Source organism: Pseudomonas sp. lyk4-R2A-10 (assembly GCF_030209075.1).
GTDB lineage: Bacteria > Pseudomonadota > Gammaproteobacteria > Pseudomonadales > Pseudomonadaceae > Aquipseudomonas > Aquipseudomonas glycinae.
The window spans coordinates 37,727-54,051 of record NZ_JARVSR010000001.1 but is presented as its reverse complement, the minus strand read 5'-3'; the positions used below and the strand labels follow the sequence as shown (position 1 = coordinate 54,051).

At 61.7% G+C, this 16,325-nt stretch carries 13 protein-coding genes and 1 pseudogene; 8 read left to right on the top strand and 6 right to left on the bottom strand.

The genetic code is table 11. From position 1 onward, the window contains the following. The first annotated feature begins 76 nt into the window (after positions 1-76). Complete coding sequence (locus tag QRN46_RS00255; RefSeq protein WP_285354159.1) at positions 77-826, top strand: YkgJ family cysteine cluster protein; 750 nt, start codon at positions 77-79, stop codon at positions 824-826. Here the strand turns inward: QRN46_RS00255 and QRN46_RS00250 are convergent. The 4 genes and pseudogenes from QRN46_RS00250 to QRN46_RS00240 form a co-directional block, all read right to left on the bottom strand. Further along, a complete protein-coding gene (locus QRN46_RS00250) occupies positions 823-1,887 on the bottom strand; it encodes a methyl-accepting chemotaxis protein (RefSeq protein ID WP_373423138.1) in 1,065 nt (354 codons plus the stop codon). The two genes, QRN46_RS00255 and QRN46_RS00250, sit on opposite strands and share 4 nt — an antisense overlap. A gap of 243 nt (positions 1,888-2,130) precedes the next feature. After that, positions 2,131-2,412, bottom strand: a pseudogene (locus tag QRN46_RS29045) (PAS domain-containing protein); the annotation flags it as partial. A 147-nt stretch (positions 2,413-2,559) separates the two neighbouring features. After that, a complete protein-coding gene (locus QRN46_RS00245; RefSeq protein ID WP_039765632.1) occupies positions 2,560-2,787 on the bottom strand; it encodes a hypothetical protein in 228 nt (75 codons plus the stop codon). Positions 2,788-2,921: 134 nt separating this feature from the next. Then, positions 2,922-3,281, bottom strand: coding sequence for a DUF6124 family protein (locus QRN46_RS00240; RefSeq protein WP_011335854.1), 360 nt, complete (start codon positions 3,279-3,281; stop codon positions 2,922-2,924). A 987-nt stretch (positions 3,282-4,268) separates the two neighbouring features. Here QRN46_RS00240 and QRN46_RS00235 point away from each other — a divergent pair. The 7 genes from QRN46_RS00235 to QRN46_RS00205 all read left to right on the top strand — a co-directional run bounded on the left by QRN46_RS00235 (position 4,269) and on the right by QRN46_RS00205 (position 14,038). Then, complete coding sequence (locus tag QRN46_RS00235) at positions 4,269-5,429, top strand: efflux RND transporter periplasmic adaptor subunit (RefSeq protein ID WP_011335855.1); 1,161 nt, start codon at positions 4,269-4,271, stop codon at positions 5,427-5,429. Beyond that, positions 5,426-8,527: a multidrug efflux RND transporter permease subunit gene (locus QRN46_RS00230; RefSeq protein ID WP_285354158.1), complete on the top strand. Its 3,102-nt coding sequence runs from the start codon at positions 5,426-5,428 to the stop codon at positions 8,525-8,527. The genes QRN46_RS00235 and QRN46_RS00230 overlap by 4 nt, the downstream gene beginning before the upstream one ends. A gap of 8 nt (positions 8,528-8,535) precedes the next feature. Further along, positions 8,536-9,213, top strand: coding sequence for a heavy metal response regulator transcription factor (locus tag QRN46_RS00225; RefSeq protein WP_011335857.1), 678 nt, complete (start codon positions 8,536-8,538; stop codon positions 9,211-9,213). Continuing rightward, complete coding sequence (locus QRN46_RS00220) at positions 9,203-10,567, top strand: heavy metal sensor histidine kinase (RefSeq protein ID WP_011335858.1); 1,365 nt, start codon at positions 9,203-9,205, stop codon at positions 10,565-10,567. The genes QRN46_RS00225 and QRN46_RS00220 overlap by 11 nt, the downstream gene beginning before the upstream one ends. 121 nt (positions 10,568-10,688) lie before the next feature. Beyond that, positions 10,689-10,910 carry a hypothetical protein gene (locus QRN46_RS00215; protein WP_285354157.1) on the top strand — a complete coding sequence of 74 codons (222 nt, stop codon included), beginning with the start codon at positions 10,689-10,691 and terminating at the stop codon, positions 10,908-10,910. A gap of 196 nt (positions 10,911-11,106) precedes the next feature. Continuing rightward, positions 11,107-12,423 (top strand): OprD family porin, encoded by a 1,317-nt coding sequence (locus QRN46_RS00210; RefSeq protein WP_011335859.1) that lies wholly within the window; start codon positions 11,107-11,109, stop codon positions 12,421-12,423. A gap of 109 nt (positions 12,424-12,532) precedes the next feature. Then, a complete protein-coding gene (locus QRN46_RS00205; RefSeq protein ID WP_011335860.1) occupies positions 12,533-14,038 on the top strand; it encodes a sensor domain-containing diguanylate cyclase in 1,506 nt (501 codons plus the stop codon). 61 nt (positions 14,039-14,099) lie between these two features. Here QRN46_RS00205 and lpxC read toward each other — a convergent pair whose 3' ends face one another. Together lpxC and ftsZ are read right to left on the bottom strand one after the other, a co-directional pair. Beyond that, a complete protein-coding gene (lpxC, locus tag QRN46_RS00200; protein ID WP_007956752.1) occupies positions 14,100-15,011 on the bottom strand; it encodes a UDP-3-O-acyl-N-acetylglucosamine deacetylase in 912 nt (303 codons plus the stop codon). 112 nt (positions 15,012-15,123) lie between these two features. Further along, positions 15,124-16,320 (bottom strand): cell division protein FtsZ, encoded by a 1,197-nt coding sequence (gene ftsZ / locus QRN46_RS00195; protein WP_007956754.1) that lies wholly within the window; start codon positions 16,318-16,320, stop codon positions 15,124-15,126. Positions 16,321-16,325 lie beyond the last annotated feature (5 nt).

Here is a 16,325-nt window from a genome sequence, read left to right as displayed (position 1 = left end):
ACAACTTGCTTCACTCCGGGCCTGTACGGCGGCTTTATGTCGCCGATTCACACCGTGATTGAAGATTGCCCGCTCAATGAATACGACCTTTTCCTGCGTAGGCTGCGGCAAATGCTGCACCGATCACCACGTGCCCCTGACCCTGGCCGAAGCCCGCATGTGGGCGGCTGACGGCGGTCAGGTGATCGTGCTGGTGGAGGCGTTTCTCGCCAACGGCCTGGGCCTGCCGGAACAGCAGCGCGAACACGCTCAGCGGCGTTCGGCGGTGGTGCGCAGCGGAATGTCCGACGCCCATGTGGCGATCACTTTCGCCGCCTACAACGTCGGCCCCTGCCGGAATCTTGACGAAGACAAGCTGTGCCGCATCTACGAGCGCCGGCCGCTGGTGTGCCGCATCTATCCCGCCGAAATCAATCCGCACATTGCGCTGAACCCCACCGCCAAGGACTGTCCGCCAGAGTCCTGGGAGCAAGGGCCGCAGTTGATCGTCGGCGGCGAACTGGTGGATCAGGAACTGGTGACGCTGATCCAGCGCTCCCGTCAGGCCGATCGCGACGACATCCGGATCAAGGACGCGATCTGCGGCCTGCTCGGCATCCGCACCACCGCGCTCAAGGGCGACGGGTTTACCGCGTACCTGCCGGACATGGGCGCGTTTGCCTCAGTGATCGATCAGGTCGCGGCGCAGCCATTGAGCGAAGTTTCCAGCGAATGGCTGTTCCATGTCTCCGGCGACGACATTGCCGGGCAAGTGCGGGCGGCCGGGGCACAGGTGGTGTCCGAGCCGCCGCAGACTTACGCGTTCATCTCACTGCGGGCGGCCTAAGCGCCCTGCCGCCGCCCCCAGAATTCCCGCGCCAGCGAACGCAAATCCCCCGCCAGCCCCGCCACATCCTGTGAGTTGAGTTGGCTCTGGCGCCCTTCATCCACCGTCAGCTCGCACGCCGTGCGAATACTGACGATGTTGCGGTTGATGTCCTCACTCACCGCGCTCTGTTCTTCAACCGCCGCCGCAATCTGCAGACTCATCTCGGTGATCTGCTCGACCCGCCCGCTGATCCCGTCCAGGGCCCGGGCCGCACGCTGGGCCTGTTCGACGCTGTTATCCACATGTTCGCTGCTCTGCTGCATCACCAGCACCGCATCCCGCGCGCCGTTTTGCAGGGTGCTGATCATCCGTTGAATCTCGTTGGTCGACTGCTGAGTACGCTGAGCCAGACCACGCACCTCATCGGCGACCACCGCAAACCCACGCCCGGCATCCCCGGCCCGCGCCGCTTCGATCGCCGCGTTGAGCGCCAGCAGATTGGTTTGCTCGGCGATGCTGCGAATCACCTCCAGCACCCCGGAAATCTCGATGCTGTGGCCTTCGAGCTGATGAATCACCTCGGTCGCCCGCCCCAACTCCTCGGCCAGCCGCAACACTGCACTGCGACTCTCGCCCACCAGCAGATGACCTTCACGGGTTTCCGTACCCGCCATGTCCGCCGCCACCGACGCCTGCTGCGCATGGCTGGCCACCTCGGCCACACTGGCCGCCATCTGATGAATCGCCGCCGCCACCTGATCGGTTTCCGCCTGCTGCGCCAACGTGCTGGTGTGACTGCTGTGCAGATGATCCACCAATTGCGCCGCATGCCCGGCCAGCCGCTGCGATGCATCACCGATCCGCCCCACCACCGCGCCGACCTGCGCTTCAAGCATCTGCAAGGCAAACTCGATCTGCCCGAACTGATCCCGCCGCCCGGTATAAATGCCCTGGCTCAACGGGTTATCGGCAATCAGCCGGGCACGCTCGGTCAAATGCTCCAGCGGCCGCAATAACCAACCCACGCCCAGCGCACACGCGCCACTGCCGGCCACCAGCGCAGCGGCTTCGATGCCCATGGACTCCGGCCGCAGCCAGGCTTCCATCCCCAGCACCAGCGCCAGCAACGAACTGGTCAACGCCATGATCTTCGCCCGCAAACTCAGGCTCGGCAGCCGCGGCCACCGCGCCACCCGCCCCTCGCGCAACTGCGCATACGCCCGCTCCGCTGCCGCAATCTGCCGCGTATCCGGCCGCGTGCGCACCGACTGATACTCCACCGCCGCACCGTTCTGCGTGACCGGCGTGACATAAGCACTGACCCAGTAGTGATCACCGTTCTTGCAACGATTCTTGACCAGCCCCATCCACGACCGCCCACCCTTGAGCGTCTGCCACATATGGGCAAACGCCTGCGCGGGCATGTCCGGATGACGCAGCAAATTGTGCGGCGCACCCAGCAGCTCGTCGCGGCTGTAACCGCTGATCCTGATGAAGTCGTTGTTGGCGTAGGTGATCGCGCTGGTCAGATCGGTGGTCGAGAGAATGTTCGCATCCGGCGCAACATCGACATTGCGCCCGGTCACCGGGAGATTGATCTTCATGGAAAGCGCGCTCGTTTTATTGGAAAGAGTCGGCAGGGCTGCTGACTCTAAGCGCACTCACTGGTGAAACGTTGATCTGGCTCAGGAACTGAGCAATTAGCCATCACTGTGACCGAAAATCACAGCAACGGCCGAAGCGGGATTGAATCAGCGCTTGCCCATCGAACGGCGAGTGCCCGAAGGTGCCACACCCGGAATCTTGGCATGGCGATCACCGTCCTTGCCCTTGAACTGCGGCTGCTTCGCCGCTTTGGCAGCCGCCAGCTCACCTGGTTTGAACGGAAACTTGAACGCAGGAATGGTCGGCTTGGATTCGCCGGCCTCGGCCAGCTCTGCCGGGACATCGCTCACAGCGTTGTCGATTGGGGAAGTCATGAAAGCTCCGCGAAGCAAAAAGTCCGGCCCGGTGGACGAGCCGCGAAAGCGCGCAGTATACCTGCGTGTGCGGACTTTAAAGAGCCCCCAAAAGGGTACGACCGGTTCCTTTTCGGGACTCTTCGACTAGCGGATCACGTTTGCGGATCAACCCGATCCAGCGCCCGGTTCACCGCCAGCTCCGCCAGCATGATGATCTGCTGGATTCCCAACGCCGTACTGCGCTGCGGGCCCGAAAGCTCATTGGCGAAATTGCTGGCGATGGTACTGGCCGACGCCAGGGACTCGCAGGCATTGGCCAGCAGGCTTTCGGTGTCGACGTTAGGAGTGACCATGTACATCGTGCTCGGGCGCGGCTTGGTGGGGTTGGGGCAGAGGTAATAGTCGAGGGCGCGTTTGATGGCTTCGCGGTTACGGGCGAGGTCTTCGGCGCGCATGGCCTCTTCGAGAGGGGTGGGTGATTCGAGGGGTGGGTCGGGTATCAGTTTGTCCATGAAAAGCTCCTACTTGGCTATGGAGCCATCCCTTGTCGTTTCCACACGACAAAAGGTGGCAGCTGTACGCAGGGTGGAAAACCGATAAGTAGGCAACCGGCCAGACCGAAGTCTGCCTGCGCACAGCCGCCGCGACGCAGTTTGCAGACGAAAGAAGACATCGGCAACGATTACGGGGAGATGCTTTGCAACTACTTGAAATCAGGTTTCCACGCCTGTTCGCTGAATTGGCAGCGACAGCCAAAGACTAGAGAGCGTGCTTCCGACGGACAACCTGAAAACATTGTGGGAAGTATCCGGTTTGGTTGTTGAGATTTAAACAACCTCAAAAGCCCCCTCACCCTAGCCCTCTCCCAGAGGGAGAGGGGACTGACCGAGGTGTTTGGAGGAGGTACGCCGACGTGAAAGACCGAGGTGAATTCAGCTTTTGAAAAGCTCCTGTGTTGTCCTCCACTCCCTCGAGAAAGGGCCGAGGTGAGCAAACCCAACAAAAACCAAAAGCCGACCGCACGCCCTTCACCACTCAGCACGATGAGCGTTAGCTCGAGTACCGCTCTTGACGTGCCGGCCCCATCGGAAGGCTGAGTGGAGGGATTTATCCGGGGGTGGGAGCGCAGCGACCGTGCGGCGAAGCCGCATGCATCGAGAGGAGGTGCAGCGAAGCAAACCGTAGGCGATGCCCCCGGATAAATCCCGGAACGAAGGAACGCCGAGCCACAGCGAGGCGCCGAACGCAGGGGCCCAGACCTTTTGGTTACTTTTGGGGCGTTTGCCAAAAGTGACCCGCCGTAAGGGCGGAACCGCCATCCGCAACACCCGAAGAAACGGATATTCACAAAGAACCCCCAAAGCATGGTCGGCCCAAAGGCCGCCAAGTCAAAAGCCGAAACTGACAGCGCCGTCAGCCAGCCGTCACCCTCCTGACCCCCAAACAAGTTTATAAAGAACCAACCTGCCCAAACCCCGTCCCCCTGGCGCCCCACAAGCATGCAAATCCAGAAGAAAAAGGCCCTGCTCGCCACCCTGCTGATCGCCCTCGCAGCCGCCGGTCTGTGGTACGCATACAAACCCGCCCCGGCCAAACTCGCCGGCCCCACCGCCATCCCGGTGCGAGTCGTCGCCGTCAGCGAAAAAGACGTCCCCCGCTACACCAGCGGCATCGGCTCGGTCCTCTCGTTGCACAGCGTCGTGGTGCGCCCACAGATCGACGGCATCCTCACCAAGCTCTTGGTCAAAGAGGGTCAGCTGGTGAAACAGGGCGACCTGCTCGCCACCATCGACGACCGCTCGATCCGCGCCAGCCTCGACCAGGCCCGGGCGCAACTGGGCGAAAGCCAGGCGCAACTGCAAGTCGCTTTGGTCAACCTCAAGCGCTACAAACTGCTCAGCGTCGACGACGGTGTATCGAAGCAGACCTACGACCAGCAGCAGGCACTGGTCAACCAGCTCAAAGCCACCGCCCAGGGCAATCAGGCCGCGATTGACGCGGCACAGGTACAACTTTCCTACACCCAGATTCGTTCCCCGGTCACCGGCCGCGTCGGGATTCGCACGGTCGACGAAGGCAACTTCCTGCGCATGACCGACACCCAGGGTCTGTTCACCGTGACCCAGATCGACCCGATCGCCGTCGAGTTTTCCCTGCCCCAGCAAATGCTGCCGACCCTGCAAGGCCTGATCAGCGACCCGCAGCGCGCGCAGGTCAAGGCCTACATCGGCGCCGACACCGATGGCGAAACCGGCAACCTGCTCGGCGAAGGTCACCTGACCCTGATCGACAACCAGATCAACGCCAACACCGGCACCATCCGCGCCAAGGCTGAGTTCGACAATCCCAACCAGAAGCTCTGGCCCGGCCTGCTGGTGACGGTAAAGATTCAGACAGCGCTGGATAAAGATGCACTGGTGGTCCCGCCCACTGTCGTACAACGCGGACTCGATCAGCACTTCGTGTACCGGGTCAACGGCGACAAGGTTGAAGCGGTGCAGGTGCAAATGGTTTATCAGGGCAGCGGTCAGGACATCATCAAAGGCGTGAAACCCGGCGACGTATTGGTCAGTGACGGCCAGTCGCGGCTCAAGCCCGGTTCGACCGTGCAGGTCATGAGCGAACCGCCGCAGGTGGTGCAAGCGGAGCCCAAGCCATGAAGCAGCACAAAGGCGTTTCGACCTGGTGCATCGATCACCCGGTGGCGACGATTCTGCTGACCATCGCGCTGGTGCTGGTCGGGGTGATTGCCTTCCCGCGCCTGCCGATTGCCCCGCTGCCGGAAGCGGAATTTCCGACGATCCAGGTCTCCGCCCAACTGCCCGGCGCCAGCCCCGACACCATGGCTTCTTCCGTGGCCACGCCGCTGGAGGTGCAATTCAGCGCCATCCCCGGCATGACCCAGATGACCTCCAGCAGTGCGCTGGGCTCGACCCTGCTGACCTTGCAATTCACCCTCGACAAGAGCATCGACACCGCCGCCCAGGAAGTGCAGGCCGCGATCAACACCGCCGCCGGCAAACTGCCGAAAGACATGCCGACCCTGCCGACCTGGAAGAAGGTCAACCCGGCCGACAGCCCGGTGCTGATCCTCAGCGTCAGCTCCACGCAAATGCCCGGCACTGAACTCAGCGACCTGGTGGAAACCCTGCTTGCGCGTCAGATCAGTCAGATCGACGGTGTAGGCCAGATCAACATCACCGGTCAGCAACGTCCGGCAATCCGCGTGCAGGCCTCGGCGGACAAACTGGCGGCCATCGGCCTGACCCTCGCCGACATTCGTGTGGCGATCCAGCAGACCAGCCTCAACCTCGCCAAGGGCGCCTTGTACGGCGACTCGAGCATTTCCACGTTGTCGACCAACGACCAGTTGTTCCACCCCGAGGAATACAGCCAGCTCATCGTTTCCTACAAGGACGGCGCCCCGGTTCACCTCAAGGATGTCGCCAAAGTCGTCAACGGTTCAGAAGATGCCTACGTGCAAGCCTGGGCCGGCGATCGACCGGGGGTCAATCTGGTGATCTCGCGCCAGCCCGGCGCCAACATCGTCGAAACCGTCGACCGGATTCAAGCCGCCCTGCCCGGCCTCGAAGCCATGCTGCCGGCCTCGGTGCAGGTCAAAACCCTGATCGACCGCACCCAGACCATCCGCGCCTCGCTGCATGAGGTGGAAATCACCCTGCTGATCGCGATCCTGCTGGTGGTGGCGGTCATGGCGCTGTTCCTGCGTCAGCTGTCGGCGACGATGATTGTCTCGGCGGTGCTCGGCGTGTCGCTGACCGCCAGTTTCGCCTTGATGTATTTGCTCGGTTTCAGCCTGAACAATCTGACCCTCGTGGCCATCGTGGTGGCGGTGGGATTCGTGGTCGACGATGCCATCGTGGTGGTGGAAAACATCCACCGTCATCTGGAGGCCGGCGACAGCATGCGCGACGCCGCGATCAAGGGCGCCGGCGAGATCGGGTTTACCGTGGTGTCGATCAGTTTCTCGCTGGTGGCGGCGTTCATTCCGTTGCTGTTCATGGGCGGCGTGGTCGGGCGGCTGTTCAAGGAATTCGCCCTGACGGCCACCTCGACCATCATGATTTCCGTGGTGGTATCCCTGACGTTGGCGCCGACGCTGGCGGCGCTGTTCATGCGCAAACCGGTGCATCACGCCCATGACAAACCGGGCTTCAGCGAACGCCTGCTCGGCTGGTACGAAAAAGGCCTGCGCCGCGCCCTCGCTCACCAGAAATTGATGATCGGCGTGTTCGGCATTTCCGTCGCACTGGCGATTGGCGGCTACGTGTTTATCCCCAAGGGTTTCTTCCCGGTGCAGGACACCGGTTTCGTCCTCGGCACCACCGAAGCCGCCGCCGATATTTCCTACAGCGACATGGTGAAAAAACACCTGGCGATGGCCGAAATCGTCGCTGCCGACCCTGCCGTCCAGGCGTTTTCCCACTCGGTCGGCGTGTCCGGCAGCAACCAGACCATCGCCAACGGCCGCTTCTGGATTGCCCTGAAAAAACGCGGAGACCGCGATGTTTCGGCCAGCCAGTTCATCGACCGCATTCGTCCGCAACTGATGAAAGTCCCCGGCATCGTGCTTTACCTGCGCGCCGGCCAGGACATCAACCTCAGCTCCGGCCCGAGCCGTGCGCAGTACCAATACGTGCTCAAGAGCAACGACGGGCCGACCCTCGCCACCTGGACCCAGAAACTCACCGAAAAGCTACGCAGCATCCCGGCGTTCCGTGACATTTCCAACGACCTGCAACTGGGCGGCAGCATCACCCACATCAGCATCGACCGCAGCGCCGCTGCGCGTTTCGGCCTGACGGCGAGTGATGTCGATGAGGCGCTGTACGACGCCTTCGGCCAGCGGCAGATCAACGAGTTCCAGACTCAGGTGAACCAATACAACGTGATCCTGGAACTGGACACCCAACAGCGCGGCAAGGCCGAAAGCCTCAACTATTTCTACCTGCGCTCGCCGCTCAGCGGAGAGATGGTGCCGCTGTCAGCACTGGCCCGATTCGACGCGCCGACCATCGGTCCGCTGTCCATCGCCCACGACGGCATGTTCCCGGCCGCCAACCTGTCGTTCAACCTGGCGCCCGGCGTGGCACTGGGCGACGCGGTGATCCTGCTCAATCAGGCCAAGGCCGAGATCGGCATGCCGACCGCGATCAGCGGTAACTTCCAGGGCGCGGCCCAGGCGTTCCAGAGTTCGCTGAAAAGTCAGCCGTGGCTGATTCTCGCGGCGCTGGTGGCGGTGTACATCATCCTTGGCGTGCTCTACGAGAGCTTCGTCCATCCGCTGACGATCATTTCGACCTTGCCGGCGGCGGGTCTCGGCGCGGTGATCATGCTGTGGATCTGCGGCCAGGACTTTTCGATCATGGCGTTGATCGGGTTGGTGCTGCTGATCGGTATCGTCAAGAAGAACGGCATCCTGATGATCGACTTCGCCCTGGAAGCGCAGCGTCATCGCGGCTTGTCGCCGCAGGATGCGATTTTCGAGGCATGTATCACGCGGTTCCGGCCGATCATCATGACCACCCTCGCCGCCCTGCTCGGCGCCCTGCCACTGATGCTCGGTTACGGCACCGGCGCCGAACTGCGCCAGCCGCTGGGGATCGCAGTGGTGGGTGGGCTGCTGGTCAGCCAGATGCTGACGCTGTTCACCACGCCGGTCATATACTTGTGGCTTGAGCGGCTGTTCCACAAGCCCAAACCTGCGCCCGTCGCGGCGCTGGCAACGACAGACTGAGGCGGGTCATGCGCGTTCTGATTATCGAAGACGAAGAGAAAACCGCGGACTACCTGCACCGCGGCCTGACGGAACAGGGTTACACCGTGGATCGGGCCCGCGACGGCGTCGAGGGCCTGCACCTGGCGCTGGAAAGCGACTACGCGGTGATCGTCCTCGACGTGATGCTGCCGGGCCTCGACGGCTTCGGCGTATTGCGGGCGTTGCGTGCGCGCAAGCAGACACCGGTGATCATGCTCACCGCCCGCGAACGGGTCGAAGACCGGATCCGCGGCCTGCGCGACGGCGCCGACGATTACCTCGGCAAACCGTTCTCCTTCCTCGAACTGGTGGCGCGCCTGCAAGCGCTGACCCGGCGCAGTGGCGGCCACGAACCGGTACAAGTGAGCATCGCCGACCTGTGGATCGACCTGATCAGCCGCAAGGCCACCCGCGCCGGCACGCGGCTGGATCTGACGGCGAAAGAGTTTTCACTGCTCAGCGTGCTGGCCCGGCGCCAAGGCGAAATCCTCTCGAAAACCGCGATTGCGGAGATGGTCTGGGACATCAATTTCGACAGCGACGCCAACGTCGTCGAAGTCGCGATCAAACGCCTGCGGGCCAAGCTCGACGGGCCGTTCGACGAGAAACTGCTGCACACCATCCGTGGCATGGGTTATGTGCTGGAGAGCCGTGGTGTCCAGTAATTCCATTGCGCTGCGCTTGAGCGGGATGTTCACGCTGGTGGCGCTGCTGGTGTTCCTGTTGATCGGCGGCGCGCTGTATCAACAAGTGGACAAAGGCCTCGGCCTGCTGCCGGAAGCGGAGCTCGATGCGCGTTACAGCGTGCTGGAATCCGCGCTCAACCGCTATGGCACCCCTGAGCACTGGGTGAAGATCAACGCCAAGCTCAAGCTGCTCGGCGAAGAGGACAAGCGCATCCGCTTCTGGGTGGTCAGCGGCAATCCGGGCTACGAGTTTGGCGAGCCGGATGCCTTGATCCGCGCGTTTGCCCAAGGCCCCTTGGGCATGCGCGACCTGCAACTGCCCGACCATCCTTATCCGCTGAAAGTGCTGCTCACCGAATTGCCGGCCAAGGATCAACGCCCGCCGTTGCGCTTCATGATCGGCATCGACACCGAGACCTTTCACCAGACCCAGCATCAGTTGCTGATCGCGCTGGTGAGTCTGGCGGTGATCGGTGTGCTACTGGCGTCGGCATTGGGTTACTGGGTGGCGCGGATCGGCCTCAAACCGTTGATCAAACTGTCCCACGAAGCCCAGCGTCTGGCCCCGCCGTTGCGGGCCGGGCGCCTGCGTCTGTCACCGTTGCCACCGGAACTGGAGCAGTTCGTCGAGTCGTTCAACTCGACGCTGGAGCGGGTCGAACAGGCGTACTCGCGGCTGGAGTCATTCAACGCCGACGTCGCCCATGAACTGCGCTCGCCACTGACCAACCTGATCGGCCAGACCCAGGTCGCCCTGACGCGCGGGCGCTCCGCCGAGCATTATTTCGAAGTGCTGCAATCCAACCTCGAAGAGCTGGAACGCCTGCGCTCGATCATCAACGACATGCTGTTCCTGGCCAGCGCCGATCAGGGCAGCAAGGCCACCAAACTGACCTCGACCTCGCTGGCCGATGAAGTGGCAACCACCCTCGAATACCTCGACTTCATTCTCGAAGATGCGCAGGTCCAGGTGCGGGTAAGCGGCGACGCGCGGGTACAGATCGAGATCGCCCATCTGCGCCGGGCCTTGATCAATCTGCTGAGCAACGCGGTGCAACACACGGCGCCCGGTCAGGTGATCGAAGTAAAGATCGCGGCCGAGGAACATCAGGTCAGCATCGGCGTGGCCAACCCCGGTTTGCCGATTGCCAGCGAGCATTTGCCGCGCTTGTTCGAGCGTTTCTACCGGGTCGATGCGTCGCGCAGCAACAGCGGCAACAATCACGGGTTGGGGCTGGCGATCGTCAAGGCGATTGCGCTGATGCACGGCGGCGATGTGTTTGTGCGCAGTGATCGCGGGATGAACACCTTCGGGATCCACCTTCCGGTCTGAGGTCAGGGATCATTGCCATTCCCGCAACAGTCATTTATGAAAATCACGCTGTTTCCCAACGCCCGGCAACCTTATCTTTGCCCGCACCAAACAGCACTTGCCAAGCAAGAAGGTTTTCAAGATGTCCAACAGTATGGGTATTGCCAGCGCTTTCGTTTTGTCCTCATTGATCCTGTCGCCGCTGGCGATGGCTGAAGAATCCCAGACGTTTGTAGCGCAAAACGCCGCTCGCGCTCACGCATTCGAACAGCATCAGGCAGAAGTGATGGCCAAGGCTCAAGACGCCACGCAAGCCCCTCAGGCCGCAACTTCGCAGGCTCAAGCTTCTGAGAAAGACATCTGAGTACCGCACCGCGCAACGTTTCCCTCGACGCGGTTGTTTGGCTCTTCCCGTTCAACCGTCGTCCTTGCAGGCCGCTGATTTTCAGCGGCCTTTTTTCGTTGTGGTCTGAACGCTGTCTGGTTCGTCTTTAACAACTGGAAACATCCCGCACCTCAAGACATTGAAGTGTCAGTTGACCCAAGGAGCTTTACCGCACGTGCGTTACCCAGTTCGCTTCACCCCGCTGTTCATTGCAATTGCCGCAACGATTGCCCCCACTGCCCACGCCGCCGAATCCGAGAAACAGGGTTTCGTCGAAGGTGCGAGCCTCAACCTCAATGCCCGCAACTACTACATGAACCGCAACCGTCTGCAGCAGACGGACGACAACATCGAGTGGGGCCAGGGTTTCCTCGGCAAATTCGAGTCGGGCTACACCAAAGGCACGGTCGGCTTCGGCCTCGATGCCCACGCCATGCTCGGTCTGAAACTCGACGGCGGTGGCGGAACGGACAACTCCAGCATCCTGCCGGTCAGTGACGGCAGCGGCAAAGCGCCGGGCGCGTTCTCCACGGCGGGCGGCACCTTGAAAATGCGCGCGTTCGATACCGAGCTGAAGGCCGGCGATCTGTTCCTCGCCAACCCGGTGATCGCCGGTGGCGAGACGCGCATGCTGCCGCAGACCTTTCGCGGCCTCAGCCTGACCAACCACAGCTTCGACGGCTGGATGATCGAAGGCGGCCAGGCCAGCTTCACCAAACCCTACAACCAGAGCGGCCACAAACGCATCGGCACCTCTTACGGCACCCTCGCCGACGGCGACAAGAGCCAGCACCTGAACTGGGCCGGCGTGGCCTGGAGCGGCGTCGAAGGCCTGACCAGCAGCCTGTACGCGTCCGAGCTGAAGGACATCTGGAACCAGTACTACTACGACCTCGACTACACATGGGCGCTGAATGATCGGGTGACCCTCAACCCGGGTCTGCACTTCTATCACACCCAGGACACCGGCGACGCGCTGCTGGGCAACATCGACAACAACACCTACAGCCTGCATTTCACCGTCGGCGTCGGCAGTCACAGCGTCACCGCCGCGTACCAGCGGGTCAACGGCAACACGCCGTTCGATTACATCAGCCAGGGCGACAGCGTTTACCTCGACAACTCGCAGCAGTACTCGGACTTCAACGGCCCGAACGAGCGTTCGTGGAAGCTGAAGTACGCGTACGACTTCGCCGGCGTCGGCTTGCCGGGTCTGACCTCGGCGCTGTCTTACTCACGCGGTACGCTGGACCTGACCAAGGTCGATCCGCACAGCAAGGGTTACGCCTCGTGGTACAGCGCCGAAGGCCGCAACGCCAAGCACTGGGAGCGCGACATCGACCTCAAGTATGTGGTGCAGAGCGGTCAGGCCAAAGACCTGGCGGTGCGCCTGCAATGGGCGACCAACCGTGGCGGCAACGGTTACGGCGCACTGGATTCAGACACAGATGAATACCGTGTGATCATCGACTACCCGATCAACGTCTTCTAAGATCGGCGCTACAGTAAAAAGGCCAGCCTGATGCGCTGGCCTTTTTCTTGCCTGCGGCAGCGAAGCGGGTACAACTACGCTTACAAGAATCCCTTACCGAAACCGAACCATGATCGCGAGCCGCACCCCTACCGTTCCCGGCACGACCGGACGCTCCGAGCTGCTGCTGATCCTCGGCAGCCTGCTGAGCGTGATCGCGATTGTGTGCATCGTCACGTTCCTGCTGATCCGCGAACACGCCAACGCTCAGGAGTCGGCTACCCGTGGCGCCACCACCATCGCCCAACTGATCGACGCCGACGTGCTGCGCACCGTCGAGCTGTATGACCTGACGCTGCAAGGGCTGATCGCCGCCGCCCAGCGTGACGACCTGAAAGATGTGTCGCCGCAGATCCGCCATCTGGCGTTGTTTGATCGCTCCACCACGGCGCGCTTCAAGGGCGACATCCTGCTGCTCGACAAGCATGGCGAAGTGATCGCCGATTCCTCACGGGTCGATCCGCTGCCAGGCAATTTCGCCGACCGTGACTACTTCCTCGCCCACGCCTTCAACCGCGACACCGGCATGTTCATCAGCCGTCCGTTCAAGCCCCGCTGCGACTGCGATGACGCGGACCAGTGGCGGATCAGTTTCAGTCGGCGCATCTCGTCGAACACCGGCGAGTTCCTCGGCGTGGCCGTGGCGTCGATGAAACTCGATTACTTCGATCAGCTGTTCAACAGCCTCGACATCGGCATCGACAGCACCCTCAACATCATCAATAACGACGGCATCCTGCTGGCACAGAAGCCTTATCTGCAGAGCGATTCGATCGGCAAGAGCTTTGCCGCGCGGCCCAATGTGGTGCGGATCCTGCGCGACAGCAGCGGCAATGGCAGTTTCAACAGCATCTCGAGCATGGATCATCAGCAACGGCTGTACACCTACTCGCGGGTCGGCAATCTGCCGCTGACGGTGATCGTTGCCCTGTCCAGCGAGGAAGTGTTCGGCGCTTGGCGACGCACGGCGATCCTGATCAGCAGCGCCACCGGCGTGCTGTGTGCCGGGCTGCTGTGGCTGACCTGGCTGCTGGCCCGGGAGCTGCGCCTGCGCCAGCGGGCCGAACGCGAACTGGCGCAGCTCGCGGCGACCGATGCCCTGACCGGGGTCGCCAACCGGCGGATGCTTGATCAATCGCTGCGCCACGAGTGGTTCCGCGCCCAGCGCTCGGGCAAGCCACTGTCATTGCTGATGATCGATGCCGACCACTTCAAGGCCTTCAATGACCGGCATGGGCATCAGGCCGGGGATCAGGCGTTGCGTGAACTGGCCAGGGTAATCACCACCAATGTGCGGCGCCCGGCGGACCTGGTGGCGCGTTATGGCGGTGAGGAGTTTTCGGTGATCCTCGCGGAAACCGACAGTGTCGGGGCGCAGCAGATCGCCGAGCACATTCGCGCAGCGGTGGAACAACTGTCGAGCGTGAATGAAGACCAGTCACCGATGACCGTGAGTATCGGCATCAGCACCTGGACGGCGACGAGCGAGATCAGCCTGGAGCAGCTGTTGTTCGCGGCGGACAAGGCGTTGTACCAAGCCAAGGAAGGTGGGCGAAACCGGGTCGTCGTGGCCTGAGAACAGGCATAAAAAAAGGCCACCCAAAGGTGGCCTTCAAAAAACTAGAGAGGTTTTTTACTTACACCGCCGCAACCGGGCGCATGTAAGAGATTGGTGCAGTGCTGGCGTCTTCGAACGTCACGACTTCCCAGGCATCTTTCTGCTCAATCAACTTGCGCAGCAGCTGGTTGTTCAGTGCGTGGCCGGACTTGAAGCCCTTGAACTCACCAATCAGGCTGTTGCCCAGCAGGTACAGGTCGCCAATTGCATCGAGGATCTTGTGCTTCACGAATTCGTCTTCATAGCGAAGGCCGTCTTCGTTCAGTACGCCATCGGCATCGACCACAATCGCGTTTTCCACGCTGCCGCCGAGTGCGAGGTTGTGCTTGCGCAGGTACTCGATGTCACTCATGAAACCGAAAGTACGGGCGCGGCTGACTTCTTTTACGAACGAAGTGCTGGAAAAATCCACGCTTGCACTTTGGGTGCGGTCCCGGAAAACCGGGTGATCGAAATCGATCTCGAAGCTCACCTTGAACCCTTCGAAAGGGACGAAAGTGGCGCGCTTGTCGCCGTCTTCCACTGTCACTTCACGCAGGATGCGGATGAATTTCTTGGCGGCGTCCTGTTCTTCCAGGCCAGCCGATTGAATCAGGAATACGAAAGGTCCTGCGCTGCCATCCATGATCGGGACTTCAGACGCGGAGAGCTCGACGTAGGCGTTATCGATGCCCAGGCCAGCCATGGCCGAGAGCAGGTGCTCCACCGTGTCTACCTTCACGTCACCGTTGACCAGCGTTGTCGACATGGTTGTCTCGCCGACGTTGGCCGCACGAGCCGGTATCTCGACAACCGGATCGAGATCGGCACGACGAAAGACGATCCCGGTGTCGACAGGTGCAGGCTTGAGGGTCAGGTAAACCTTCTCCCCGGAGTGCAGACCTACACCGGTGGCACGGATAATATTTTTCAGTGTGCGTTGTTTAATCATGGCATGGGCCGCTTCAGCGCAAATTGCGAACTGGTATCAACAAAGGCTGGCGATGATAGCAGACCGAGCCTTTGCTGAACACCAATCACCTGAATACCCCTGATACATTTCATCAATCGGCCTGACGACGCAGGAAAGCCGGGATGTCCAGGTAGTCCAGGTCATCTTGCGGATTCATCTTCGCGGCAGTCGCAGCACCGGCCTGAGCCTGGTTGCGCATGACGGTCGGACGGTCCAGGTCACGGTAGTTCACCGCTGGCTGTTCCTGACGAGCAGGTGCCGGTTGCTGCACTTGAGCAGCCGCCATCGAGGTGTGAACGGTGTTGTCGATGACCTTTACAGGCTTCTCGATTTTCGCGCCCAGACCGGTGGCAACCACGGTCACGTGCAGTTCGTCGCGCATGTCCGGATCGATAACGGTACCGACCTTGACCATCGCGTGCTCGGAAGCGAAGGCTTCGATGATCGAACCCACGTCGGAGTACTCACCCAGGGACAGGTCAGGACCGGCGGTGATGTTCACCAGGATGCCGCGTGCGCCTTGCAGGTTCACGTCTTCCAGCAGCGGGTTGCGGATGGCCGCTTCGGTCGCTTCACGTGCACGGTTCGGACCGCTGGCGCAGCCAGTGCCCATCATCGCCATGCCCATTTCGCTCATTACGGTGCGTACGTCGGCGAAGTCGACGTTGATCATGCCCGGACGCTTGATGATGTCGGAGATACCGCGAACGGCACCGGCCAGTACATCGTCAGCCTTGGCGAAAGCCGACAAGAGGCTTGCGTCCTTGCCGAGGATGGTCAGCAGTTTTTCGTTCGGAATGGTGATCAGCGAGTCGACGCTTTCCGAGAGCATGCGGATGCCTTCGTCGGCGATCTGCATACGCTTGCGGCCTTCGAACGGGAACGGACGGGTCACGACCGCAACGGTCAGGATGCCCATTTCCTTGGCCACTTCGGCGATGATCGGCGCAGCACCGGTACCGGTACCGCCGCCCATGCCGGTGGTGATGAACACCATGTTGGTGCCGGCCAGCACTTCAGCGATGCGCTCGCGATCTTCCAGCGCAGCCTGACGGCCGACTTCCGGGTTGGCGCCGGCGCCCAGGCCTTTGGTCACGCCGGTGCCCAGTTGCAGAATGGTGCGCGCGCCGATGTTTTTCAGCGCTTGAGCATCGGTGTTGGCGCAGATGAATTCCACGCCTTCGATGTTGCTCTTGACCATGTGGTTGACAGCGTTGCCGCCGCCACCGCCAACACCGATAACTTTGATTACCGGGCTTGCGGGGATGTTGTCTACGAGTTCGAACATTTTCC

Bases quoted from the DNA above. Each gene is read 5' to 3' on its own strand.
- QRN46_RS00255 (WP_285354159.1), top strand. From the start codon at position 77: ATGAATACGACCTTTTCCTGCGTAGGCTGCGGCAAATGCTGCACCGAT.
- QRN46_RS00250 (WP_373423138.1), bottom strand. From the start codon at position 1,887: ATGGGCATCGAAGCCGCTGCGCTGGTGGCCGGCAGTGGCGCGTGTGCG.
- QRN46_RS00245 (WP_039765632.1), bottom strand. From the start codon at position 2,787: ATGACTTCCCCAATCGACAACGCTGTGAGCGATGTCCCGGCAGAGCTG.
- QRN46_RS00240 (WP_011335854.1), bottom strand. From the start codon at position 3,281: ATGGACAAACTGATACCCGACCCACCCCTCGAATCACCCACCCCTCTC.
- QRN46_RS00235 (WP_011335855.1), top strand. From the start codon at position 4,269: ATGCAAATCCAGAAGAAAAAGGCCCTGCTCGCCACCCTGCTGATCGCC.
- QRN46_RS00230 (WP_285354158.1), top strand. From the start codon at position 5,426: ATGAAGCAGCACAAAGGCGTTTCGACCTGGTGCATCGATCACCCGGTG.
- QRN46_RS00225 (WP_011335857.1), top strand. From the start codon at position 8,536: ATGCGCGTTCTGATTATCGAAGACGAAGAGAAAACCGCGGACTACCTG.
- QRN46_RS00215 (WP_285354157.1), top strand. From the start codon at position 10,689: ATGTCCAACAGTATGGGTATTGCCAGCGCTTTCGTTTTGTCCTCATTG.
- QRN46_RS00205 (WP_011335860.1), top strand. From the start codon at position 12,533: ATGATCGCGAGCCGCACCCCTACCGTTCCCGGCACGACCGGACGCTCC.
- lpxC (WP_007956752.1), bottom strand. From the start codon at position 15,011: ATGATTAAACAACGCACACTGAAAAATATTATCCGTGCCACCGGTGTA.
- ftsZ (WP_007956754.1), bottom strand. From the start codon at position 16,320: ATGTTCGAACTCGTAGACAACATCCCCGCAAGCCCGGTAATCAAAGTT.